We start from the raw sequence: 23,820 nt of genomic DNA, 5'->3' as shown, positions 1-23,820 counted from the left end.
GAGGGTCTGTCGACACGGACGAGCGGTTACAGAGAGCTACTTTGCACTTCATGGCACCGACCCGAGCACCGGGCCCTTGAGGCGGAGCAACTCAGACCATCACTTGATCTACGCGGCGGGTCCAACTCAGACCGTCAGGTGGGAGCCAGCCGAAACTGTCGTAGCCAATCGATGCTTTGGCCCCCATGGGCGACGGTGAATCATCTCTGCGGCTGACAGACGTCACGACCACGTTGGACACGGCGCTTACGGCCCTGAGAGGGTGTTCTGTGAGCTTCCGCCCGGTCTGGCTTTGGGCAGCGGCTTCTATGCGTCGTGACCGGGTTGGGGCAGCGTGAACAGGCCGGGTTCAGGTTCGGTGAGGATGCCTCGGGCGGCCATGCGTTTGAGCTTGGCGGGCAGGCTCTCGGTGTGCTTGTGATCCACGTCGGGGTTCAGCATCCGGCAGATGTCCTTGACCCGCAGCCCGCCCGGCGCTTGCTCCACGATCGCCAGGATCTGCCGGTAGACAGGCGAGAGCGCCAGAATGCCAGAGGCGGTCTCGGACGACTCGCCGGTCATCTCCAGGATCGTCTCGCGGGTGATGTGCAACCGGGACAGCACGTCCTCAGCCGCGCTCAGCTGTTGCGACAGCTCGGTGATCTGCTCGCGCAGCCGGACGGCTTCGGCCTGGGCGGCGGCTTCTCGCTCGGCCAGGCGCTCCAGGAACTCACGCACCTGAAGCCTGCCGGCGGAAGGCGAGGTGCTCATGGGGCCGTCCTCGGCGGGCGGGGCGAGAGGGTGATCGGCACCGGGCCCGGAGAGCTGGGCGGGTACGCCAAGGCCCTGCAGCGCCCGGCCTGGGGTGGCGCGCATGGCGGCCAGGAGCTGGGTGAGAACATGGCGCTCGCGCAGGCGGCCCGTGCTTGGCCGGATCGCTTGACCTCAAGCGCGGTTGAAGTTGCAGACTGATGCCATGATCTTCACTGACGGAGAGCGCGCGTACCTGTCGGGCCAGGGACTCGGACGCCTGGCGACCCTCGGCCCCGACGGGTCTCCTTACATTCAGCCGGTCGCGATCTGGTTCGACCCCGAGACCGAGGCCGTCCGGATCGGCGGCCCGGAGCTGACCAAGAGCCGCAAGTACAAGAACGCCCTGGCCGACTCCCGGGTCTCCCTCGTCATCGACGACCAGTCGCCGACGCCCAACGCCCTCGGCCAGACCGGCCGTGGCATCGAACTGCGTGGTCACGCCGAGATCGCCTTCCTGGACCCGCTGCTCCACCCGGCCTTCGACCACGAGACCCTGCGTATCCGGCCGCACCGCGTCGTCGCCTGGAACCTCGAGCCAATCATCAATCCTTCCTTCGGAAGCGGCTCCCACCTCCAGGGCTACAACTCCCGCGACGTCTGACCGCGTACTCGATCGAGTAGTTTCCACGGTTTCGAACTCGATCAGTTCCTCTGGGCCGAGCGGGACACGCACCTCACGGAGGTCCCTTACGACGGACAGGCTCTGAGAGCCGCAGAGGCCGACTTCGATTACCGGATAGGTGGCACCAGCGCTGCTCTCCTGCAGGGTGTCCATCTCCCGGCCGGGGACATCGACCTCTTAGTGGCCCGACGAGAGGACGTGGACACGTTTGCCGCGATCCTCGAGCCCCAACGCTGCCTCTACCCGGCCGCCTGGATCCCGGACGCTATGCAGTACTTCGCCAGGTACGAGATCAACGGAGTCAAGCTAGAGATCAGCACTGTCGAGTGGCCGGCCGACTCGGACGGGATGGAATGCTTTGGCCCTGGCCCATGGCAGCACTACGTCGTGGTCACGTGCGGCTCTCATCGCGTCCCGGTGATTCGCCTGGAACTCCGGTTGGCCACGGAGATCCTACGAGATCGACCTGATCGCTATGAACCTCTTCTCGATCACATGGGCATCCACGGGTTCGATCCTGATCTCCTGCAAACGGCGATGAATGCTCGCCGCCTTCCAGCGGAACGCCGGCAGATGATTCAAGATCGCCTCACAGGGCTCTCCCTGCCTGATCGTCCCCCGTGCCGTCGTCCCAGCAGTCAGCTGCGGTAGCGGCGGGCGGCGGTGTCCGGGCTGACATCCAGAACTGCGCCGATCTCGTCCCAGGTAGCCCCGGCCGCGCGATCGGCGGCGACGGCCGCGGCCAAGACAGCGCGGGCATGAGCGAGCAGGGGCAGCGCGGCCGCGGCGTAGCCGGCGATCGGCCCGGATTTCCAGCCAGTCTGCTGGGTGGGCAGAGCGAGGTCTTCCGCGTGCATGTCGAGGGCCAGCTTCCCGGCTGCCTGGGCGAGGTGTTCGGCCTGGTCGCGGAGATGACGGCGCTGCTTGCGGGTGTTGTCCTGGCGTTGGTGGCGCTGGGTGAGCGGTCGCCAGCGCCTGGAGCGCGTGCGTCCGAAGGTCCACCGGCAGGCGTGGGAGCAGTACTTGCGGGGCCGCCCGCCGCGGCCAGTGGGCGGAGGCAGCGGTGCCTCGCAGTTCAGGCATTGCTCGGTTCGAGATCCCATGAGGGGCGCTCACTAAGGGGTTTCGTGGCCGTAAGGCCGCGGATCGGCCTGTCTCGTTTAATGGGTTCCGGGGCAGGCTAGCCCGCAATCGCGCGGTCACGAAACCTTGCGCCAGGACCTCCTGGCGCGGGCACTGCGGGTGAGGCGGCGTGTCATCTGGATGATCGCCGACCAGGTGATCATGATTTCGCTGTGCTGCGGCAGCCGCTCATGGTCGCGGATGTTGCGTCGGGCGCGTAGCACCCACGACAGGCTTCGTTCGACCACCCAGCGCTTGGCCAGCACGACGAAGCCCTGGGAGCCGCGCGGCCGGGAGACCACCTTGACGGTGAGGTCCAGGAAGGTGCGGGCCCACTCGATCAGCGATCCCGCGTAGGCGGAGTCGGCCCAGACCAGGGTGATCTCGGGGTGGGTCAGGCGCAGCCGGAATAGCAGCTCGCGGGCGCCGTCCCGGTCGGGGGTGTCGGCCGGGGTGACCATGACCATCACCTGAAGCCCGTCCTGATCCACCACAAGATGTCGCTTCCTCCCATTTATTCGCTTCGCCGGGTCAAAGCCACGAGTAGCCTTGCTGACCGTTTCCGATCCCTTCACCGACTGCGAATCGACGATGAGGGTGACCACGGGGTTGAGGAACAGCGGTACAGCCGTTATCGCTGAGAATGATCTTGAAATCTTTGGGGCTGACCTGGGCGAATCCGGCTGGGCTTTACGCGTCGGAGCCGGCCTTGCCAAGGACGCGATAGACGGTGGGGCGAGAGACGGAGAACACCTCGGCCAGATCGGAGATGGTGTAGTCGCCGCTGGCGTGCATGCGGCGCAGTTCGGCCTGCTGGCGTGGGGTCAGCTTCGGCTTCTTGCCTTTGAGCTTGCCTTTGGCCCGGGCGATGGCCATGCCTTCGCGGGTGCGCATGCGGAGCAGGTCGACTTCGAATTCGGCGAAGGTGGCCAGGATGTTGAAGAACATCTTGCCCATGGGATCGGTGGGGTCGTAGACGCTGCCACCGAGAGAGAGCCTGACGCCGCGGGCGGCCAGAGAGTCGCCGATGTCGCGGGCGTCGGGGACGGAGCGAGCGAGCCGGTCGAGCTTGGGGACGACCAGGGTGTCACCGGAGCGGACGGCGGCCAGGGCCTGGTCGAGGCCGGGCCGGGCGCGGTTGGTGCCGGTGAGGCCATCCATCGGACGCATGGGAGCCGCCGCACATCTGCGCACTCCCTCGCCGATGGTTTATGACGGGCCCCAGTTCACTTCTGATCGAGGCATGGTCGGACCGTGCCGAGGGAACCTAGGCCCAGCGAGATGTCCTCTTCGCGGGCGAGCCGGCCGGAGAGGGTGAGCTCCAACGCCTGGCGTACCACATCGGTGAAGCCCACCCGCAGCGGCGAGCGAGTCTCCGACGAGCTGTACGCCAGGGCGTCCGAGCAGTACGACGACAGGGCGCTCGCCACGCTCATCATGGCCATCGGCCAGGTCTGCTTCTTCCTCCCGCTGGCCCTCATCGGCAAGCCTCTGCCCGGGGTATCGCTGGCCGAGCAATGGAGGCAGTAACAGAACTTCCTAGACCGGGAGTGCGCAACAGTTCAGGCCTGCTGGTGGAAGCCGGTTCGCCAGGACGAATAGACGGGCTCCCAGCCCAGGCCGAGCGCCTTGGCGTTGTCGGATGTCGATCGTGTAAGGCTTGATCTCCGACATGGGAATCCTTTCCAACGTTTGCATGAGATTTCAGAGGGTGATCTGGCTACGGCGCTGGTCCATGGCGTCGGCAATACGTCACCGACCTGCTGCGCAAGCACCTGAAGGCGATCAGATCGCGGTGGCGGTCCCTGCCGGCGGGCCGGATCGTCCTGCTCCGCGCCCTGCTCGTCCTGACGAACCTCGAACTCGACCGCTGACAGACGATCAAGACCGAAGACAGCCGCCCACGACCAGCACGAGCACCCACGAACCCCGCCACACCAGCAGCCGCACCAGCGAAAACCAAGATGGTGGATCTTCAGTGAAGATCCGACTGGACCTCGGTCAGTCGATGCCTTCGACGATGCGGAAGTCGCGCTCGACGCCGTCGGAGAGGGCGACCAGCGCCTCCTGGTAGGCCGCACTCTCGTGCGCCGCGACGGCCTGCTCGAAGCTGTCGAACTCGATCAGGACGGTGCGCTCGGCGATTCCGGCGTCATGCGCCACGACCCGACCGCCACGGACGAGGACCCGACCGCCCCCGGCCGCGACGGCCGGACGGGCCAGCTTGTTGTAGGCAGCCAGCTTCTCAGGGTCTGAAATGGTGCGGTAGGCGCTGACCCAGTAGCCCTTGGACATGGAACCTCCAGTGTTGGGATGAGTGCATCTGACTTACGGGTTGGTCTCGGACGAGCGTCGGCGGGCGAGAGCGAGGCTTGTCAGCGTCGTGATCGCCATGGCGCCGATGCCGACCAGCGCCGCGGTGGTGTAGGCGCTGTCGTCGGGGAAGAGGTGGCCGGGGCCGGTGCCCGCGGCGAGGATCAGGCCGCCGATGGCGCTGCCCAGGGGAGTACCCGACGCTGCGGACGACGTAGTTGAAGCTCATGGCGCTCGACGTCTCGCTCTTGGGGGTGACGGCCAGGATGACGCCGGGCATCGCGGCCGAGAAGCCGCCGACACCGAAGCCGAGCACGCCCATCGCCGTGAACAGTTCGGCCAGGTCCGACCGGGCCGCCGCGAACAGGGTGAACACTCTGGCCGAGGACGAACAGCATGGCGTACCCCTTAACGTCGAAGTGACGATTAATGATGGCACACTTCCCAGCGCAGTTTTATTCCGGGGCACCCGCCGCCGACCACGACGGCGCTGCCGGCCAGGAGCAGGGGGTCGGCGATCCGCGTCCGGACCCGCGGCGTGAGCTTGCCGGCGACGAACCCCAGCACCGAGAACGGGATGAGGACCAGCCCGGCGACGAAGGTCGTCAGCCCGAAGCCGTAGCCGGCGCCGTGCGGCGTCTGCGCGTACCGGGTGATGAGCGTGAGCAGGAGGTACATGCCGATCCCGCCGACGAACATGGCGAGGTTCGCCCCGGCGACCGCCGGGTGCCGCACCGCCCGCACATCGACCAGGGGCGTCGTGCTGCGCAGCTCGATGACGGCCCAGACGCAGAGCAGCACCACCGCGACGACGGCGAGGCCCGCCGCCACGGCGAGGTGCCGGCTCCATAGATTCCGTTCGCCGGCGAGGAACAGCACCAGGAGCAGCGCAGCGGCCCGTTTCTGCCGTATTCCGGTGGCACCCCCAGAAAGATCCCGTAACGGTCCGTCAGTGGCATCGCTGACCTGGGCGAACTTGATCCCCTGTACCTGGCTGCACGAGTCTTACCGACACCCCGTCTTGCGCGACAACCGCCCGCCGAGCATGGTCAGCGGCGGCCCGCCGACGGCCACGCCCAGGGCGTAGCCGGAGACCAGCAGCCCGGCGGCCGGGATCGTCACGCTGAAGTCCGCGGCCAGCTCGGGCAGCAGCCCGTTGATGATGAGCTCCGTGGTCCCGATGCCGAAGGCGCTGATCGCGAGGGCGAACAGGGCGAGGACGACCGGCGGGGCATCTACTCCGAGGTCACGCCAGCCGGGCGCGCGCTGCTCGGCGAGGCGAGCCCGACGCATGACGCGGTACTGAAGGAAGTGCTGGCCGAGGCGGCGGAGCAGCCGGAGCTGGCCCCGCTCGCCGCGATGATCGCCTAGGGCTTGACGTTGCTCTGGACCTCACCGACCGGCACGTCACGCGTGACGTCGAGCTCCACGGGCGCGAACTGGAACGGCACCACGTTGTCCTGCACCTCGATCGGCCACACCGTGGACACCGTGAGCGTGTACTTCTCGCGCGGCTGGTCGATCGACGAGCGCAGGTAACGCACGCCGCAGGAGAACGTGCCGCCCTTGGTATACGGCTTGCCGACGGTGCCGCAGCCGCTCTCGTTGACCTCGGCCCGGTCCTGCGTCGTACCGGGGTCGATCTTGATGTCCTGGAGGTTGGCGACCAGGGTCACGCTCATGACGCCGGGAAGCTCCGCCGTGACAGTGCGGCGCGGCTGGCCGACGCCCTCCAGCCAGACCCAGGTGGGCAGGTTGACATAGCTCTTGGCGTCGGGACTGAGCTTGACGGTGTGCTCGGGCACGGTCAGCGCGGCCCTGGCGATCTGCGCCAGCTGCTCGATCGTGATGCCGGACTGCGGCGTCTGGCCGGGCGGCACGAACACGCCGAACGGTTCGAGGTCTGTCATGCAGGCCACATGGTTCGGATCGGCCTCGTTGTACGCGGGTGTCCACCACCGCCCCGGCTTCTTCAGCTTGTCCCTGAACTGCTCGAGGAATTCCTCGTTGTGATCCTCGTCGATCCGCGCTCGGTTGGCCGCGTCCTTGCCCTTGCTGAACCGGTCGAGCATCTCCTGGGGCAACGGACCCGGCTCGTACCAGCACGGGCGCGGGATGCGGAAGCCGTCGCCCGTCCCACCCTTGACGTCGCCGCGGACCCTGACGCTGCTGCCTTTCAGGGCCACATACGCGATGTTGCCCTGCTGCCCGGCGTTGGCGTCGACCTTGCCGGCTCCTCCAGTGGGCGGCTTGAGGAGCAGCGGTGCCATGAGCAACGCCGCGATCAAGACTTTCATCGGGTGCACCTCTCTCTGGCGGTGACGTAAGACCTGATGCGCCACACCCCGTCGTCGCCGCGGCGGACGCCCACGCTCTGGGGGTAGGGGGTGCGCAGCCAGTCGGGTTGGGGGCTGACGGCCTTCCCGGTACGGGAGGAGACCATCCGGATCCCTGACTCGTCGACGCACGCGTTGACCTGGGCGCCCCTGCCCATCCGCGCGACGACCCGCAGGTTGTAGAGCCGCCCGACCCCGTGCATCGTCCACCCTTCGTCGGCGAACGACTCCACCCATTCGCTCGCCTGAACGGCCGCGTCGATCTCGAGATCGCGCTTGTAGATGCGCTGCCCCTCGGCCACGGCCTCGCGGGTGCCGACGTACTGATCGACCATGGGCTTCAGCGCCGGGTCGGGGTCGGCCGGCCACTCCACCCGCAGGCGTAGGCCCTCGGCGACGTCGATGGTCTGGGTGCCGGTCGGCAGCTTCTGGTCCGCGGGCCGCTCGGCCTGTGCCGGGCTGCTCTGTCCGGGCGTGGCCGCCTCCCGCGGCGCGTACGGACGTTCGGCCTGGCCGCAGCCCGCCAGGGCGAGCAGGGCCAGTGCTATCGCCATTCGTCTCATGCCGATGACTCCCTCACCACATGGATGCGCCACGTGGGCAGCAGTTCCTCGATCAAGGCCTCGGTTTCCGGTGCCATCCCGCCGCCGTACGGATGGGAGGCCGCCCTGCGGGTCAGGCCCTCGACGACGGCGCGCAGGCGTACGGTGTCCTCGGTGGCGTGTGTGGCTCGTAGCAGGTCGCGCCACAGGCCCTCGTCGTCGGTCGCCAGCAGCAGCGCGGCGCGTATGGCGGCCACCGCGGCGTCCGGCTGGCCGTGCGTGAGCCTGATCTCGCAGAGCTGGTGTGCCGCGTCGGCCACTCCGGCGGCCACGTCATATTCCAGGTCGTCGGCCGCCAGCCAGGCATAGCGCCCGGGTTGCCTGCCGGTCAGCAACGGGCCTCTGACCAGGCCGAGCGCCTTTTCCAGCAGGACGGCTCTGGCCGTCGGGTCGCCGTGCGAGCGGCGTACGAGCTCGCGGAACAGGGCCCAGTCCGTACGCACCTCGGGCCCCAGCCGCAACCGGCCCGCCTCGTCGGTGAGCAGGTGGTCCGGTCCCAGCCATTCGGCGACCCTGGCGATCGTGGCGTCCCTGACCATGGCCTGCACGCCGCGCGGCCACAACACCCCGCCGAGCACGGCGGGATGTACGCCGCCCGGATGCGTGGCCAGGTACACCAGCAGCTCGGTGGCCAGCGCCAGCCGCCCTTCCTCCAGGGGGCCGAGGCCTGCGACCTCGATGGGGCCCAGGATTCTGATCTCGACGGCCGGCGGGTGCAGCCCCTCCAGCGGCTCGGGCTCGGGGATCGTCTCCCCGTCGAGCCGCCCGGCCGTGCGGAACAGGTCGATCAGGGCCTTGTAGTGGCGTCTGGGCAGGAGCTGGGCGTCCACGTCGAAACCCAGCTCGGCGATCCTGGCCCGGCCGTCGTCGCCGATCTCCAGGGTCCAGGTGGCGTGCGGAATGTCGCCCGCCACGACGTACCCGGCGGTGTCCTTGCGGGCCAGCAGCGCCAGGCGGCGCGCCTCCTCCTGTGTGGGCGCCACCGAGGACAGCAGGTAGTGGGCGTCGCGCGGGCTGCCGGTGATGCGCCCGGTCAGCACCTCCCTGCGCGGGGCGGCGGTGGCCTCCAGCTCGGGCAGCACCTCGGCCAGGCCGCCGACCGCCCTGATCCGATCCGGCGCGATCGCGGTCAGCTCCTCGCCGAAGCCGACGAGGGTGATGCGCATGCGGTCGGACCAGCGGTTCGTGGCCAGCTCGACGGAGATGGCGGCCAGGGCGGCGGTGGTCTGCGGGCCGCGTACGTTGATCAGGCCCTGTGCGGCCTCCAGGTCGATCAGCACCCGCCCGCTCGCGTCCGTGCCGATGGACACCAGCCCCGGGTACGGCGCCCCGCCCGGCTGTTCCTCCAAAAGCCGGCCCTCGTGGGCGGGCAACCGCCACACCTGGCCGCCGTCCTGGGTCATCCACGGCTCGGGCGGATCGTCGTCCGACGGGTGGATCCACAGGTCGAGCGTGCGTGCCGACAGATGTGCCCCGTACACGGTGGGCGGCGTGCGGTTCTGGGCGGCCAGTTGCGCGCCGAGCAGCCTGAGACCGATGTCCAGGATGCGGGCGCCCGGAGCGTCGCCGCCCAGCCTGAGCGCGACCTCGGCCCGGGCGGCGTCGTCGCGCGGGCGGACGATCCTGCGGCCGAACACCCGGCGCCAGAGCTGCTCGCGGCGCCGCCTGGCCAGCACGAGCAGCAGCCCGGCGGCGGCCAGCGAGGCCGGGGTGAGGTAGTCGAGCAGGTCCCCCTGGCTCTCCTGGATGGCGGGTTGCTGATCCGTTTTCACGCTGTCCTGCTGCTCGGGCTGGCGGTGCTTCGCCTCCGCCTTCTTGGGGGTCTTCCGCTCGGCGTGGTCGGACTTCGCGTCCTGGTCCACGTGCGCCCGGCCCGGATGTTCGCGCAGTGTCTGCGTGCGGGGCTGTTCGGCGGGGACGACGTGGACATTCCTGGCGTCGTCCGGCATGTTGAGCACCCAGCCGGGTCTGATCAGGTCGGCCATCCTCAGGCGGGTGCCGTCCGGCTGCTCCATCGCCTGATTAAGCCGGTAAATTTCGTGATATCGACGGCCGTCTCCCAGGCACTTCTCGGCGATCTCCCACAGGCTCTCGTGGTGCCGGCCGTGCGGGGGCTGCACCACGTACACCTTCTTGGTCTTGTGTGTGTCGAGGGTCTGCTCGACGATCGGCGCCGAGTACGCGACCGCCGTCACGGGCGGCGCGGCGGGCGTGGGCGCCAGCTTGACCAGCGGCACGACCATGGCCCCTGCCGTGAACAGCAGCAACACGGCCGAGACCAGCTTGTTGGCGAGGGCCTGGGTGCCTCCCGAGAGCGGCACCCGGGCGGGCATGCCGACCCGGCGGACCCCGGCGTACACCTCGACGAGCACGCACGCGAAGAGCTGGAACCAGGCCAGCCACACCAGCAGCACCAGCACGGCCATGATCGTGCTCGGCCCGACCTGGCTGAGCAGGTCGAGCTTGAGCAGCTCGGGATCGAGCGGCGGCCCGACGAACACGAGCAGCGCGTACGGCACGCCGCCCACGAGCGCCACCAGCACGACCAGCGCCGCGAGCCCGGCGAGCACGTCGCCAATAGTGCGCCCAGGACGTTGCACAGCCCGGAGCCGCACGGGCTTGTGACGTCCATGTGGACGCGCTGGCTCTCGCGTCGGCATCGCCTCTCCCTTCTCGCGTCCAGCGTCGTGCCTCATGCGTTCCGCATCCATCGAGTGGCTGGAATCGGTCTATCTCGCTTCGGGCGCGGCGCTGGCCTCGCCGCTCATCTCGGAGCCGGGGAACCCGATCGCGCTCAGGAAGAACGCCTCCCACCGCACCGACACGGTGACCGTCACCTGCCCCTGCCCGACTGCGCAGGCGCCGCTGTTCACGTCGTCGCCGCCCTGGGCCGCGACGATCTCGTCGGCCCTGGCGCACACCTGCTCCTCCCCGAGCAGCCGCGTCTCCCCGGTGGCGCGCAGGTGGTCGACGTCGATCTGGTCGGCGCCGGCCCGCGCGGCCTGCTCGGCCACGTCCGCGGCGCGCAGCCTGGCGTTGATCGCCGACCCGCCGTCCACCAGCAGCCCGGCCAGCAGGAACACGACCACGGAGAACAGCACGGTGAACACCGACATCGACCCCCGCTCGCTCATTCGACCCTCCTGAACTGCTCGATCGGCACCACCGCCGTACCGGTCAGCTGCTTGGTGCCGCCGAACCCCAGGAAGGCGAGGTCCACTTCGCAGGTCACCTCGGCCTGGACCTGCCCGCCCTGCTCCCACTCGGAGCCGTCCAGGGAGACCGACGGTGACCCGCAGGGGCCGGTGAACGCGCTCTCGGCGATCGTCTCGGCGGCCGCCTCGGCGTCGTCGAACGTACGCTGCACCGACGCGGCCCTGGCGGCGTCCCTGGCCGCCCCGTTGACCCGCCCCTGCGACTCCACCAGCACCCCCGCCCCGGCGAGGAACATCAGGAACAGCAGGAAGACAGGGGCCAGCATGACCGTCTCCACGGCCATGGACCCGCGCTCGGGATCCCTGGTCATTCGCAGTCCTCGCCGCCGTTGTCGGGTCGGAAGCACTCGACGGGCCCGCCCGCGGTCGCGGTGATCGTGAACGCGAGCGGCGGCAGCAGCGGGATCACCTGGACCGCGCTGCCGGTCACCGTGACGAAGCGCTCGTCTGGGTCCTTCTCGGACGTCGTGGCCGTGGCGTCGCTGAGCAGTCGCGGGCCGATGGCCTTGACGATGCCGGTGGCCTTCGTGGTGGCCGCGCCCTCCCAGTCGCCCGAGTCGAACGGGGCCGCCCTGGCCACCCGCGCACCCTCCTGGGCGGCCGCCTCCGCGACCTGGCGGCCGTGGAACCAGAGCGCCACCTGCACGATGAGCAGCACGACCGCGAGGATGACCGGCATGAGCAGGGCCAGCTCGATCACCGTCGCGCCGCGCTCGCCGTGGCGTGGCCTAGCCGCCACCGCCGCCACCGCCGCCACCGCCGCCACCACCGCCGAAGTTCTGCTCGATCTGACCTTGCTGCTGCTCGACCAACGTCCTGATCAGGGTGGCCAGCCCGAGCGCGACCCCGGCGATGATCGCGGTGATGATCACCCACTCGACGGCGGAGGCGCCGCGGCTGGGCGCCGAGCGGGCCCGCTCGATGCGCGAGCTCAGGTACGCGGTGAGGTAAACGATCCAGGGATGGTTCATGAGACCCCCAACATCTTCATAGCGGCGGGAAAACTGAGAAAAATCACGAAACCGGCGCACAACAGGAGCTGGGCCACGAGCATCGACTGCGAACGTTCGCCCGCCCGCCCCTCGATCTCCGCCAGCTCGCGGCGGCGCAACGTGGCGGCTCTGGCCGTAAGCGACGCGCGTATTTTGGCGCCGTCGTCGGCCACCAGGCCGAGCGCGGCGGACAGGTCGCGCAGCTCGTCGACGTTGATCTCCTCGCCGAGCTGGCCGAGCGCCTGCCACGGGGTGATGCCGACGATCCTGGCGCCGCGCAGTGCGTCGCGGATGCGGCCCATCGCCCAGTTCGGCTGCTCGCCGCTGACCGAGACGGCCATCATCAGGGCTTCGGGCACGCCGCGGCCGCCGGCCAGGTTCATGGAGACGAGGTCGAGGAACGCGCCCACGACGTGTCTGAAGTCGCGCCGCCTGGCCGCGGCCTCCTTCTTCACCTGGAGATCGGGCAGGAAGAAGAACAGCAGCGCCACGAGCACGGCGGCCCAGAACGGGATGGCGAGCGAGGTGCCCCATTCCATCAGCACCAGCCAGCCGAGCAGCAGCGGGAACGCCAGCAGGCCGCTGGCCGCCAGCAGCACCTTGGTGGCCAGGAACGCCTCGAACGAGCGGCCGATCAGCGCCAGGTCCGCCTTGACCGACCTGGCCTCCCAGCCGCGGGCGCCGTACACGCGGGCCAGGCGTGCGCCCAGCCCGCGGCGGAACGCGCTGACCTCCTCGTCGGGCAGCAGGAGCTGGATGCGGGGCGCGCCCGCGTCCTCGCGCACGGCGTCGAGCGCGAGCAGTCGCGCGACGAGTCCCGGGCGGGCCGGGAAGAGGGCTCTCAGCAGTGCGAGCAGGCCGAGCCCGAGCACGGCTCCGGCCAGTGCGGCCTCAACCATTGCCGCCACCTCCCACCAGCAATCGGGTCGGCTTGTCGAACCTGGCCAGCCGCCTCATCCAGGCGAACCCCGCACCGAACAGCCCCGCCACGACCACCAGGACCGCCTGGCCGAGGAAGGAGGTGTACTCGCTGACGTAGGAGGGGTTGAACACGACGAGGATCCCGGCGAAGACCAGCGCGGTGATCACCACGATCTGCACGCTCCGCCTGGTGGAGCGGCGTTCGGCCTCGACGCGGCGGCGCATGTCGAGCTCCTCGCGGGCCGACACCGCCAGCGCGCCCAGGACGTCGCGCAGGCCGGGGCCGCGCAGCTTGGAGTTGAGTATGAGCGCCGCCACCACCAGGTCGGCCGAGGGGTCGTCGAGCTCGTCGGCGAAGAGCGCCAGCGCCTCCGGCAGCGCCATCCTGGTGTGCAGCCGGTCGATCATGGCTCGGAGATGCGGTCTGAGCGTGGGGGCGGCGGCTCTGATGGACGACGGGATGGCCTGCTCCAGGCCCGCCGCGCCGGCGATCGTGTCACGCAGCGACTCCGTCCAGGCGGCCAGCCCTTCGAGGCGGTACATGGCGGCGCGCTCCTCGGCGGCGCCGCCCGACAGCCCGCGCCAGGCGAACACGAGCAGCACCGTGCCCACCGCCACGACCGGCCAGCCGGTGACCAGCAGGACCATGGTGGCGGCCACCGCGGCTATCGCGGTGCGGGTGGTCAGCATCTTGATCAGGTGGCGCTTGGGCTGGGGCGGGCGCGGGCGCAGGCCGTACAGGGAGATGAAGAACAGGAACAGGCCGCCGCCTGCCAAGGCGCCTGCCAGCAGCGCGAAGGGGTCGAAAGGCATCGGTCACCAGCCCCCCGGGGTGTAGCCGTGGGCGGTGAGCTCTTCGAGGCAGGAGACCGGCGCGTGCGGGACGGCCGCGCCGTCGGGGCCGGGGATGAAGACCTCGCTGGACAGTACGCGGCCGTCGCAGCCGTTGACCTCGCGGATGCTGGAGACGTAGCGGCGCAGGGTGCCGCCGATGTGGTAGTCGTTGCGCTTCTCGATGAAGACGACGAAGTCGATGGCTCCGGCGATGAGCATGTGGGTGGCGTCGATGGGGAGGCGTTCGCTGGCCTGCAGGGCGTAGGTCGAGATGCGGTTGAAGACCTCCATGCTGGAGTTGGCGTGGATGGTCGACAGGGAGCCGTCGTTGCCCTGGGTCATCGCGTTGAGCATGGTGACGATCTCGTCGCCGAGGACCTCGCCGACGATGACGCGGCTGGGGTTCATCCGGAGTGAGCGTCTGACCAGCTCGGCCATGGAGATCTCGCCTTGGCCCTCGGAGTTGGGCAGGCGCTGTTCGAAGGCGACCACGTTGGGGTGGAGCTCGGGGAACTGGTCGAGGCCGAGCTCCAGGGCGCGTTCGACGGTGATGAGGCGTTCGCTGGGCGGGATCTCGTTGGCCAGGGCTCTGAGCAGGGTGGTCTTGCCGGCGTTGGTGGATCCGGCGATCATGACGTTTTTGCGGGCGGTGACGACCGCGCTCAGGAACCGCCCGATGTCCGGACTTATCGTGCCGTTGCCGACGAGGTCGGACATGAAGACCTTGCCGAGGCGGGCGCGGCGGATCGAGACGGACGGCCGTACCGTGACGTCCATGACGGCGCTCAGCCTGGAGCCGTCGGGGAGGCGCAGGTCGAGCTGCGGGTTGGCGGTGTCGAACGGCCTGCTCGACAGGCCTGAGTACGCGGCCAGGATCTGGATCAGCTCGATCAGCTCGTCGTCGGACTCGGCGACCGGGTCGTGCATGGACTCCTGGCCGTCGGCGTAGCTCACGAACACCCGGTCGCAGCCGTTGATGTCGATGTTCTCCACCTCGCCGTCGTCGAGCAGCGGCTGGAGGCGGCCCACGCCGAACAGCGCCGCGTGGATGCCGGCCGCGAGCGCCTCTTCCTCTTCCACCGTCGGCGGGGTACGGCCGAGGCCGATCTCGCTGCGGGCGTGCTCCTCCAGCACCTGGGAGATCAGCGCCCTGGCGAACTGGCGCTCGTCCTCCCCGGTCATCGCGGGCAGGCCGTTGGCCTGGTCGAGCCGGCGCTGATGGGCCAGGCGGTCGCCGACCTCCTGGCGGAAGCGCTTGACCAGCGAATGATCGATCATCGATGGCTCACCAGCCTTGCCGCCAGGTCTCGTGCCGTGCGGATGAGGAGTGATCGGTCCAGCCGGCCGCCCCACTGGCCGCGGAGGAGCTCGGCGCCTTTGGGGTCGTACGCGAGGCCGTACACGAACTGGACGGTCGGGCCGACGATCCTGCGTACGTCGTCGATCGAGGCGCGGTAGTTGCGCGGGTCGGCGATCACGGCGACGCCGTGGGCCTTGGTGATCTGGAGGCGTTCGCGCAGGTGGGCGACGTGGTCGAGGGTGGCCCTGGTGAGCAGCACGACCTGTTCGGCCTCGGCGATCAGGTCGGCGAGCTGCGGGTGCGCGCCGAGGCGGCCGCAGTCGGCGATCACGTCGGCGTTGGGGACGGCGGCGAGCGACCTGCCCAGCGGGCCCCACAACCAGGTGAGCCCGGCGGCCTGCTCGCCGTGCGTGAGCCCGGCCAGCACGTCGAGCCCGCCGATGATCTTCTGCGTGTGCTGGTGTATCTGCGCGGGCTCCAGGCCGCGCCGAGCCGTCGCGCCCAGGCTGAGCAGGCCCTTACCGGGGTTGAGCACACCACCGTCGGCGGCGGGCAGCCGGTAGGCGAGATCGCCGCCCGCCGGGTCGCATTCGGCCAGCAACACGGGCCTCGGCCAGACCGCCGCCAGGGCCGTCGCGGCGGTCGTCACTCCCGGCGCGCCCTTGTCGGCGGCCAGTACGATCAGTGCCACGTCAGCGTGCCCCCGGGAGCTCGGCCACAGCGATCTCTCCGCTGGAGGCGAAAGCCACTATTTCCGGCGCTGCCGACGAATCCACCACCACCGTGATTTGACCGGAATTTCCCGTTCTGGACCTATCGCCTACGGTGAAGACGAGCGCGCTGGAGGCGAGTACGCGGGTTTCTCCCTGGCCTGTCCGGCTCGGCACGTATATCACCTGGACACGGTCGCCCGGTTCCAGGCCCGCAGGTATTTGTCCGGGTTTGAGGGCGAGTCCGACGGTGGCCTTTCCCTCGCCGAGCTCGGTGCTGGCGCTGACACCCATCTCGTTCGTCAGCAGGGTGCCGGGGAGGATCGTGACCGCCGCGAAGCTGTTGAGCACGTTCGCGCGCTGTGACCAGCTGACGTAATTGACGCCGTCGCCGGCGATCTTCACCTCTTCGAGCGCCCGCTCGGTGAACTTCTGACCTGCGCCGATCTGCTGGGTGACGCGGATGGCGGAGACGCGGTCGCCGCTGCGCAGCACGAGCAGGGTCGTGGCCAGCGCGCCACCGAGTATGAGCAGGACCGCCAGAGCGGCCAGGGCCGGCTTGCGTTCCCGGGGTGGCACGGGGAGCTTGCGCGAGGCCGGGCCGGACAACCCCGCCGCGTTGGCGGCAGGCTTTTCACTGGTCCTCATGGGTGGGGGGCTCCCATTGTTAATTGTGGAATTCACGCCATTATGTGGGGCGCTGTTGAGCGGTGGAGGTGGAATGCGAGGACCCATGCTCGTTTCGCAGGTGGCGGGATGTCAACCGGAAATAATCGATGCTTATTGTTTCTACCGAGTTGACGGATGGTGATTTTTCCGGCTAGTCGCCACATGAATAACATCTGTCACATTGACTGCTTTTTGGTGCTTTTATCCCAATAAAACCAGCCATTCCCGTCGGCCTGCTGGAGCGCGTTGTCCACAGGCAGCCGGAGCACCAACCTCTCCTCATCCACAGGACCGGCTTGCCATGCCATTGCCGTCAACCCGCGGGCCTAGCCTCGCTTCGGGCGCTACCTTTGGCGCCCGAGGTCGAGCGAGGAGACGGGACCATGCGGATCATGCTCACCGTGCTCGGCGGGCAGGGCGACCGTGACGTCGTGATCGACGGCGACGACAGCGTCACAGTGGCAAGGGTGAGCGAGGCGCTCAGCGATCACGGGCCGCTGGCGACGGTGGTCCGGCTGCCCAGAGCGCGAGCACCCTACGGGCTGTCGGCGACCGCCCACACCGGCGCTCATGTGCCCCATCCCCGCAGGCCGGAGCGGGCCGGCGGGCCGGGCGGCCAAGTTCCGGCCCTGTGGCGCAACGGCCGCCCGCTGGACCCGCGAGCCAGGGCCGCCGCGGTGTTGCGCGACGGCGACAAGGTCACGCTCGACGCCCACCTCGCCCGTGCCACCATCATCGAGGAGCCGGGCGGGGTGGCGGAGGTGCGGGTGGTGGGCGGTCCCGCGGCCGGGGCGGTGCACCGGCTGGGGCTGGGCGTGCACGTCATCGGCTCCGATCCGACGTGCGCGATGGCCGTCGCCGATCCGGCGCTCGCTCCGGAGGCGGTGGCCGTACGCGTGACGCCGGACGCGATCACCGTGGAGCGGGCCTGGCGGGAGCCGGGTGCGGCGCCCAAGCTCAAGCTCAAGGGGCGATGGGCCGACGAGGTCGCCGAGCTCTCGGCGAGGGTCGCGGAGCGGGCGGCGGCGGAGTTCGCCGCCGACTACGGCGAGATCCCCGAGCTCGACGGGCGGCCGCTCAACGAGCCCGTCGAATGGCCCGATCAGGCGGTGCTGACCTGCGGTTCCTCGGTGTTCGTGCTGACGTCGATCGAGCCCAGGGACGCGCACCTGGCGCCCAGGGCCGAGGGCGGCGTGTCCTACAACCGCCCGCCCAGGCTCCGGCGCCCCGAGCCCGAGCGCAAGCTCGTCAAGCCGAAGGAGCCGAGCAGAAACGAGGGCCTGCGCCTGCAACTCCTGGCCGCCCTCCTGCCCGCCGTGCTCGGCGTGACGCTGGCGTTCGCCCTCAAGCAGCCGTACTACCTGCTCGTCGCCCTCATGACCCCGGTCATCATGATCGGCCAGTGGTGGAGCGACCGCCGCCACGGCAAGAAGCAGCACAAGAAGGCGATCAAGGAATACAAGGAGCAGCTCCAGGCCTACGACGAGGCGGTCGAGCGGGCGAGGGTGGCGGACGAGGCGGCGCGCAGGTCCGACGCGCCCGATCCGGCCCAGGTCCTGCTCACGGCCACGGGTCCGCGCAGGCGGCTGTGGGAGCGCAGGATCCACGACTCCGACTCGCTCAGACTCCGGGTCGGGCTCGCCGACCTGCCCGCCAACCTGGAGTTGTCGGAGGAGCAGGGCGGGCCCATCGAGCCGCCGATCTGCCGTTCCGTGCCCGTGGCGCTGCCCATGCGCAGGCTGGGGGTGGCGGGCGTCACGGGCCCGCGTACGGCCGCGACGAGCCTGGCGAGCTGGCTGATCGCCCAGGCCGCGACCCTGCACAGCCCTCGTGACCTGGCCATCGTGGTCGTGTCCGCGCACGCCGACGGCGAGCAGCGCTGGGGCTGGATGCGCTGGTTGCCGCACTGCGCGCCGCGTGCGGGCGAGGACTGCGTGGCGCTGATCGGCACCGACCCCGAGTCGGCCGCCCGCCGCGTCTCGGAGCTCGCCACCCTCATCGACCAGCGCCAGAACACCTCGATCCCCGAGCTCGGCAAGATCCCCACCGGGTGGGACGACCTCGGCGGGCCGGAGAAGCCGACGTTCTCCTCCTATGACGTACGCCCTTACGACGTGCTCGTGATCCTCGACGGCGCCCAGGTGCTGCGCGGCCTGCCCAACATGCCGCAGGTGCTGCGCCAGGGGCCGCGCTCCGGCGTGTTCACCCTGGCGATCGACGACGACCAGCGCCTGCTGCCCGAGGAGTGCCAGACCGTGGCCGCGTGCGGCACCGACGGTCTCATCCGCCTGCTCGGCGGCGGCCTCGACGTCATCGGCCCGGTCCTGGGCGATCTGGTCTCCGCCACCTGGTGCGACCGCCTGGCCAGAGCCCTGTCACCGATCCGCGACGTGAGCAGGGACGATCCGGCCGGCAACCTCCCCGACGCGATCCGCCTGCTGGATCTGATGGGGATGCCCAACCCTGCTGGCCAGGAGTTGGCCGCCCAGTGGCGGGACCGGGGCTCCACTCGCGCGTTGATCGGCATCGGCCCGGACGGCCCGTTCTCGGTGGACCTCAAGCTCGACGGCCCGCACGGCCTGATCGCCGGCACGACGGGCGCGGGCAAGTCGGAGCTGCTGCAGACGCTGATCTGCTCGCTGGCGGTGGCCAACCGGCCGGACCAGCTGACGTTCGTGCTCATCGACTACAAGGGCGGGGCCGCCTTCAAGGAGTGCGTACGCCTGCCGCACACGGTCGGCATGGTCAGCGACCTCGACGGCCACCTGACACAACGTGCGCTCGACTCGCTGGCGGCCGAGATCCGCCGCAGGGAGCGCCTGCTCCTGGCGGCCGGGGCCAAGGACATCGACGACTACGCGGGCCCCGGTTTGCCGCGGCTGGTGTTGATCATCGACGAGTTCGCCGCTCTGGTGGCCGAGCTGCCCGACTTCGTCACGGGCCTGGTCGACATCGCCCGCAGAGGCCGCTCGCTGGGCATCCACCTGATCCTGGCCACCCAGCGGCCCGCGGGCGTGGTCACGGCCGACATCCAGGCCAACACCTCGCTGCGGATCGCCCTGCGGATGACGGAGCCCGCCGAGTCGGCCGACGTCATCGACCTGCCGGATGCCGCCCACATCTCCAAGTCGACGCCAGGGCGTTGTTACGTCCGGTCAGGGGTGGGGGCGGCGACCGCCGTACAGACGGCCAGGGTCGGGGGCCGCAGTCCGGCGACGTCGCCCGGCTCGAAGGATCCGTTCGGCGGGTCGGATGGCGACGTCCGGGTGCTGGACGTGAACTGGCGCTCCCTGGGCAAACCCCTCCCGCCCCCTCCCGAACCGGAGGAGGACTCGACGGCCACAGACCTCACCCTCGTCGCCGACGCCCTCATCGAAGCCGCCCACCTGGCCGGGGTCCCCGCCCAACTCAGTCCCTGGCTGGACCCGCTCCCCACCCAATTCGTCCTCGACCTCTCCGCTGGCCAGGGGCCCCCTGGGGCGTTCGTTGAGGTGGCGCCGCTGCCCTTCGGCGTAACGGACCGGCCTTGGGCACAGGATCGGCACCCCCTGGCGGTCGATCTGGTCCGCGGAGGGCACCTGCTCATCGCCGGCGCCGCGCGCAGCGGCAGATCGACGGCACTCCGCACGATCGCGGGCTCCATCGCGGCCCAGGCCTCTCCGGGAGACGTCCACGTACATGCGGTCGACTGCGGCTCGGGCGCGCTGTTGCCGCTGGTGGCGATGCCGCACTGCGGCGCCGTGGTGACCCGCGACCAGCTCGACCGGGTCGAACGCCTGCTCACCCGGCTCCGGGCCGAGGTGGGCCGCCGCCAGCAGCTGCTGGCCGAGGCCGGGCACGCCTCGCTGGCCGAATACCGCCAGGCAGGCCATCGCCTGCCCTGGCTGGTGTTCATGCTCGATCGCTGGGAGGGCTTCGTCGCCGCCTTCGAAAGCTACGACTACGGCCGCCTGATCGAGGCGCTGATGCAACTGCTGCGCGAGGGCCCGGCGGTGGGGTTAAGAGCGGTGGTCACCAGTGACCGGTCGGGCCTGCTCGGCCAGGTCTCGACGGTCTTCGACGACCGCCTGCTCCTCCGTCTTTCCGACCCCTCCGACTATGGCCTGGCCGGTTTCCCGCTCAAGGGCCTGCCCTCGTCGATGCCCCCGGGCCGCGCGCTCTCCATGGGCGAACACGGCATCGTGGAGCACCACATCGCGCTCCTCTCCGCCAATCCAGCGGGGCCGGCGCAGGTGGCTGCTCTCCAAGCCCTGGCCCGCACCGCGGACGCACCTCACACCGGCACTCCACTGCCCCCCGATCCCGATACTCCGCCAGACGCTGACGCGCCGTCCGTTGGTCGCTGGGGGGCGAGTCCGACTCATGAGCGTTCCCTGGCCGCTGGGAAGGGTGGTTGGCGTTGGGGCGGGGAGCCGCCGCTACGCGTGGACGCGCTTCCGATGCGCATCACCGCGTCCCAGGCAGTGGCGCTGGATCCGGCGTTCAGTCCTCCGTCGCCCTTGTGGGCGCTGGTCGGAGCGGGGGGTGATGCGCTTGCGCCGCTCGGGCTCGATCTGCTGGCACACGGGCCCGGGGCCGTGATCGCGGGTCCGTCCCGGTCTGGGCGTTCGTCGGTCCTGTTGACGGCCGCCCGTTCGCTGATCGAGTACGGCACGCCGGTCATCGCCATCGCGCCCAGGCGCAGCCCGTTGAGGGAGTTGGCCGGTGCGGTGGCCGTACTGGATGGCAACGCTGTGAACCTGCCGGAATTAGTCGCGGACCTGCATCACTACGTCGTGCTGGTGGACGACGCCGAATTGATCAATCCGGATGCCCCGCTGGGAACGGCCTTGGAGGAGGTGCTCCGTTCGGGCCGGGACGGCGATCACGGGCTGTTGATCGCCGGTGCGACAGGGGATCTGGCCGTTGCCTATCGCGGGTTCGTGGCCGAGACGCGCAAGTCTCGTACGGGGCTGCTGCTGGCGGTTCAGAGTCAGGCGGACGGCGACATCTTCACGATCCGTCTGCCGCGCGGGACGGTAGGAGGCCCGCCAGGCCGGGGCTTCCTGGTGACGACCGGCAACATCACACCCGTCCAGGCGGCGTTCCCGGACAACGGCTGATGTCCTGTCGTGTGAGGGCGCGTTTGGTCAGGTCTCGTCGGCGGGGAGAGTGAAGAGGCGGACGTACAGCGGGCGGACGTCCGGTGGGGCGTCGTCGGCGGGGTGGCTGTACTTGAGGAGCAGGGCGATGTACTCCTCGTGGAAGTCGTTCAGCTCTTGCTTGGTCATGCGGGCCAGGCCTCTTGAGCCTTTCGTCCAGTCGGGGTCGGCGCGGTAGGCGGCCGGGAAGCGCTCCAGCAGGGCGCGGTCCTCCTCGAAGCCGATCCGGTGGAACTCCTCCAGGACCGCCCGGTCCTCCGGGGCGAGTTGGTCGGGGGTGGGGGCGCGCATGTCGCGAGGGAGTTGGGCGGCGCGGCGCCACCAGCGTTCCCGGCCTGCCGAGCGTTCGGGGATTTCTTCAATGAAGCCGTATTTCTCCAGTTGGCGCAGGTGGTAGCTGGTGGTGCCGGTTTTGGCGCCCAGCAGTTCGCCAAGGGTGGTCGAGGTGGCGGGGCCGTGGATGTTCAGGTGGGTCAGCATGCGGCGGCGCATGGGATGGGCCAGGGCCTTGAGCCTGTCTGGGTCGTGGAGCACGAACGGCTCGTCATCCTTCATGAGGAGCAGGCTAGTCCTACAGAACGATATCTGCAGACAAGTCTTTGCCGAGAGTTCTCTGCAGACTATGTTCGGCGGTATGCGAATGATTCTTGCGGTGGTTTCTTCCGCCGCCCTCTTAGCGCTCGCCGCCACACCGGCGGGAGTGGCCCTCGCGTCGGTGGGCAGCACGGCGGCGCACAACGTCTCGTACAAGGTCGCCAGCGTCTCGAATGAGCCCAGCGGCGTTTCGAGCGAGGGCGGCGGCGTGGGTGCCGCGTCGGATGACCCGGTGGGTGCCGCGGCCGGAGATGCGGTGGGTGCCGCGGCCGATGGCCCTGGCGGGCTTGTCGTTCCTGGCGACCTCGTGGCGAAGGATGTCGCCTTTCGGGGTGGTGGCGGGCTGAAGTTGGCGGGCAGCGTGATCAGTCCGGTACGCGCTCAGCCCGGGCGGCCCGGGGTCGTGCTGGTGCATGGGGCCGATAGCGGGACGCCGCGGGCACAGTTGCTGGGCGAGGCTGTGGCCTTTGCCCGGCAGGGGTTGTCGGTGTTGGTCTACGACAAGCGAGCCGAAGGGTATTCGCTGTTCGAGAGGTCCTACTCGACGCTGGCCGACGATGCGCTGGGGGCCGTGGGGACGCTTCGGAAGGAGCCGGGGGTTGATCCGGGGAAGGTCGGGATCTGGGGGCTCAGCGAAGGCGGGTGGGTGGCGCCCCTCGCGGCCTCGCGGTCCACGGACATCGCCTTTGTGGTGGTGGTCGGGGCCAACGCGTTGCAGCCGTTGCGGCAGCAGGCCTGGGCGGTGGCCGCCGGGTTGCGGAAGGCGGGAGTGGGCGGGTCGATCGTGGACCACGCCGAGCCCAAGATGTATCGGGTGATCGCGGATGGCGGGCTGTTTCCCGAGCCGTACTTCGATCCGGAGCCGGTCCTCGGGCGGGTACGGCAGCCCGTACTGGGGATTTGGGGGGTTCATGACCTGCTGACTCCGCCTCGGGAGACTCCGCCGATCTTCGCCGCGGCTCTGAAGAGAGGGGGAAACAGGGCTTACACGTTCCGGTTCTTCGCCGATGCCGATCATGCGGCGCATCGGACGCCCGACGGTGGGGTCACGCGGTTGCCCGAGCTGGCTCCTGGTTATGCGGAGCTGGTCGGGACGTGGGTGGATGACGTGACGTCGGGGCGGGCTCCCGTGGCCGAGGTCGCCGGCCCCGCGCCGGTGCAGGCAGACGACTCCGTGGCGGTGCCGCCAACCGAATGGTGGGAGTCGGCGGGTGCTCAGCTGGTGGCGCTGGTGGTGTTCCTGGTCGCGTTCTGCGGGTATCCGGTGGTCGCCCTGATCCGGTGGGTTCGGCGACGCGGTGAGGCCGAGGGTCGGGTGAAGGGTGTCCGGGCTGCTCGGATCGTGAGTGCCGGTGGGCTCGTGGCGGTGCTCGGCGGGTTCGCGTACCTGTTCTATCTGATCAGGACCGGAGGAAAGCTGGCCGTGCCCGGGCCCGTGGTGGCGGGGAGGCCCGTGTTGTGGCTCGCGCTGCAGGCGCTCGCGCTCGTGACCGTCGTGGCGACCGTCATGGTCGGGGTGCGGTGGCGGCGTACCGCTGCCAAGGGCGAGCAGGTACGGCTCGGGCTGCTCGTCGTGGGTGGCGTGGTGTTCCTGCCATGGGCGTTGTACTGGGGGTTGCTGCTTCCGTAGAGGTTTCTGACATGTGGGCGTTCTATG

Annotated in this window: 23 protein-coding genes and 1 pseudogene; 4 read left to right on the top strand and 20 right to left on the bottom strand. The window is 69.7% G+C overall.

Annotated elements, in window-relative coordinates:
- Positions 1 to 306 precede the first annotated feature (306 nt).
- Positions 307 to 855, bottom strand: a complete 549-nt coding sequence (locus ACFLIM_RS09675) for a hypothetical protein (RefSeq protein ID WP_393164121.1) — start codon at positions 853 to 855, stop codon at positions 307 to 309.
- Positions 856 to 955: 100 nt separating this feature from the next.
- Between ACFLIM_RS09675 and ACFLIM_RS09670 the strand changes: the two genes are divergently transcribed.
- Positions 956 to 1,393: a PPOX class F420-dependent oxidoreductase gene (locus ACFLIM_RS09670; protein WP_393164120.1), complete on the top strand. Its 438-nt coding sequence runs from the start codon at positions 956 to 958 to the stop codon at positions 1,391 to 1,393.
- Between the two features lie 659 nt (positions 1,394 to 2,052).
- On the opposite strand, the gene ACFLIM_RS09665 is transcribed toward ACFLIM_RS09670, so the two are convergent.
- The 3 genes and pseudogenes from ACFLIM_RS09665 to ACFLIM_RS09655 form a co-directional block, all read right to left on the bottom strand.
- Positions 2,053 to 2,517, bottom strand: a complete 465-nt coding sequence (locus tag ACFLIM_RS09665) for a hypothetical protein (RefSeq protein ID WP_393164119.1) — start codon at positions 2,515 to 2,517, stop codon at positions 2,053 to 2,055.
- Between the two features lie 132 nt (positions 2,518 to 2,649).
- Positions 2,650 to 3,138 (bottom strand): annotated as a pseudogene (locus ACFLIM_RS09660) (transposase); the annotation flags it as partial.
- Positions 3,139 to 3,226: 88 nt separating this feature from the next.
- Positions 3,227 to 3,697, bottom strand: a complete 471-nt coding sequence (locus tag ACFLIM_RS09655; protein WP_393164118.1) for a recombinase family protein — start codon at positions 3,695 to 3,697, stop codon at positions 3,227 to 3,229.
- A 120-nt stretch (positions 3,698 to 3,817) separates the two neighbouring features.
- Here ACFLIM_RS09655 and ACFLIM_RS09650 point away from each other — a divergent pair, with 120 nt between their 5' ends.
- The gene (locus ACFLIM_RS09650) at positions 3,818 to 4,066 is read left to right on the top strand and encodes a hypothetical protein (protein WP_393164116.1); all 249 of its coding nucleotides are present in this window, start codon (positions 3,818 to 3,820) and stop codon (positions 4,064 to 4,066) included.
- A gap of 471 nt (positions 4,067 to 4,537) precedes the next feature.
- Here ACFLIM_RS09650 and ACFLIM_RS09645 read toward each other — a convergent pair whose 3' ends face one another.
- The 15 genes from ACFLIM_RS09645 to ACFLIM_RS09575 form a co-directional block, all read right to left on the bottom strand.
- Positions 4,538 to 4,831, bottom strand: coding sequence for a DUF1330 domain-containing protein (locus ACFLIM_RS09645; protein ID WP_393164115.1), 294 nt, complete (start codon positions 4,829 to 4,831; stop codon positions 4,538 to 4,540).
- A 444-nt stretch (positions 4,832 to 5,275) separates the two neighbouring features.
- Entirely contained in the window at positions 5,276 to 5,728 is a 453-nt protein-coding gene (locus ACFLIM_RS09640; RefSeq protein WP_393164114.1) for a hypothetical protein, read from the bottom strand.
- Between the two features lie 126 nt (positions 5,729 to 5,854).
- Positions 5,855 to 6,142, bottom strand: coding sequence for a hypothetical protein (locus tag ACFLIM_RS09635; RefSeq protein WP_393164113.1), 288 nt, complete (start codon positions 6,140 to 6,142; stop codon positions 5,855 to 5,857).
- A gap of 74 nt (positions 6,143 to 6,216) precedes the next feature.
- Positions 6,217 to 7,146, bottom strand: a complete 930-nt coding sequence (locus tag ACFLIM_RS09630; RefSeq protein ID WP_393164112.1) for a hypothetical protein — start codon at positions 7,144 to 7,146, stop codon at positions 6,217 to 6,219.
- Positions 7,143 to 7,748: a hypothetical protein gene (locus tag ACFLIM_RS09625; protein WP_393164111.1), complete on the bottom strand. Its 606-nt coding sequence runs from the start codon at positions 7,746 to 7,748 to the stop codon at positions 7,143 to 7,145. Before ACFLIM_RS09625 ends, ACFLIM_RS09630 begins: the two co-directional genes overlap by 4 nt.
- Positions 7,745 to 10,357 carry a BTAD domain-containing putative transcriptional regulator gene (locus ACFLIM_RS09620; protein ID WP_393164110.1) on the bottom strand — a complete coding sequence of 871 codons (2,613 nt, stop codon included), beginning with the start codon at positions 10,355 to 10,357 and terminating at the stop codon, positions 7,745 to 7,747. The genes ACFLIM_RS09625 and ACFLIM_RS09620 overlap by 4 nt, the downstream gene beginning before the upstream one ends.
- A 159-nt stretch (positions 10,358 to 10,516) precedes the next feature.
- A complete protein-coding gene (locus ACFLIM_RS09615; protein ID WP_393164109.1) occupies positions 10,517 to 10,921 on the bottom strand; it encodes a TadE/TadG family type IV pilus assembly protein in 405 nt (134 codons plus the stop codon).
- The gene (locus ACFLIM_RS09610; RefSeq protein ID WP_393164108.1) at positions 10,918 to 11,313 is read right to left on the bottom strand and encodes a TadE/TadG family type IV pilus assembly protein; all 396 of its coding nucleotides are present in this window, start codon (positions 11,311 to 11,313) and stop codon (positions 10,918 to 10,920) included. Before ACFLIM_RS09610 ends, ACFLIM_RS09615 begins: the two co-directional genes overlap by 4 nt.
- Positions 11,310 to 11,771, bottom strand: coding sequence for a TadE/TadG family type IV pilus assembly protein (locus ACFLIM_RS09605; RefSeq protein ID WP_393164107.1), 462 nt, complete (start codon positions 11,769 to 11,771; stop codon positions 11,310 to 11,312). The genes ACFLIM_RS09610 and ACFLIM_RS09605 overlap by 4 nt, the downstream gene beginning before the upstream one ends.
- The gene (locus ACFLIM_RS09600; protein ID WP_393164106.1) at positions 11,731 to 11,973 is read right to left on the bottom strand and encodes a hypothetical protein; all 243 of its coding nucleotides are present in this window, start codon (positions 11,971 to 11,973) and stop codon (positions 11,731 to 11,733) included. The genes ACFLIM_RS09605 and ACFLIM_RS09600 overlap by 41 nt, the downstream gene beginning before the upstream one ends.
- Positions 11,970 to 12,893 (bottom strand): type II secretion system F family protein, encoded by a 924-nt coding sequence (locus ACFLIM_RS09595; protein WP_393164105.1) that lies wholly within the window; start codon positions 12,891 to 12,893, stop codon positions 11,970 to 11,972. The genes ACFLIM_RS09600 and ACFLIM_RS09595 overlap by 4 nt, the downstream gene beginning before the upstream one ends.
- A complete protein-coding gene (locus ACFLIM_RS09590) occupies positions 12,886 to 13,728 on the bottom strand; it encodes a type II secretion system F family protein (protein WP_393164104.1) in 843 nt (280 codons plus the stop codon). The genes ACFLIM_RS09595 and ACFLIM_RS09590 overlap by 8 nt, the downstream gene beginning before the upstream one ends.
- Before the next feature lie 3 nt (positions 13,729 to 13,731).
- Positions 13,732 to 15,027: a CpaF family protein gene (locus tag ACFLIM_RS09585; protein ID WP_393164103.1), complete on the bottom strand. Its 1,296-nt coding sequence runs from the start codon at positions 15,025 to 15,027 to the stop codon at positions 13,732 to 13,734.
- Positions 15,024 to 15,740, bottom strand: coding sequence for a hypothetical protein (locus ACFLIM_RS09580; protein WP_393164102.1), 717 nt, complete (start codon positions 15,738 to 15,740; stop codon positions 15,024 to 15,026). Before ACFLIM_RS09580 ends, ACFLIM_RS09585 begins: the two co-directional genes overlap by 4 nt.
- 1 nt (position 15,741) lies before the next feature.
- Positions 15,742 to 16,407 (bottom strand): hypothetical protein, encoded by a 666-nt coding sequence (locus tag ACFLIM_RS09575; RefSeq protein WP_393164101.1) that lies wholly within the window; start codon positions 16,405 to 16,407, stop codon positions 15,742 to 15,744.
- Positions 16,408 to 16,811: 404 nt separating this feature from the next.
- Between ACFLIM_RS09575 and ACFLIM_RS09570 the strand changes: the two genes are divergently transcribed.
- Positions 16,812 to 21,530: an FtsK/SpoIIIE domain-containing protein gene (locus ACFLIM_RS09570; protein ID WP_393164100.1), complete on the top strand. Its 4,719-nt coding sequence runs from the start codon at positions 16,812 to 16,814 to the stop codon at positions 21,528 to 21,530.
- Positions 21,531 to 21,557: 27 nt separating this feature from the next.
- Here the strand turns inward: ACFLIM_RS09570 and ACFLIM_RS09565 are convergent, their stop codons facing one another.
- On the bottom strand, positions 21,558 to 22,124 hold the full coding sequence (locus tag ACFLIM_RS09565; protein ID WP_393164099.1) for an ArsR/SmtB family transcription factor: 567 nt from the start codon (positions 22,122 to 22,124) through the stop codon (positions 21,558 to 21,560).
- 79 nt (positions 22,125 to 22,203) lie between these two features.
- On the opposite strand from ACFLIM_RS09565, the gene ACFLIM_RS09560 reads away from it, so the two are divergent.
- On the top strand, positions 22,204 to 23,793 hold the full coding sequence (locus ACFLIM_RS09560; protein ID WP_393164098.1) for an alpha/beta hydrolase family protein: 1,590 nt from the start codon (positions 22,204 to 22,206) through the stop codon (positions 23,791 to 23,793).
- The last annotated feature ends 27 nt before the right edge of the window (positions 23,794 to 23,820 follow it).

Origin of the sequence: Nonomuraea marmarensis, assembly GCF_043197025.1 — a bacterium.
Lineage (GTDB): Bacteria > Actinomycetota > Actinomycetes > Streptosporangiales > Streptosporangiaceae > Nonomuraea > Nonomuraea marmarensis.
This window is presented reverse-complemented; position numbering and strand designations above follow the sequence as displayed.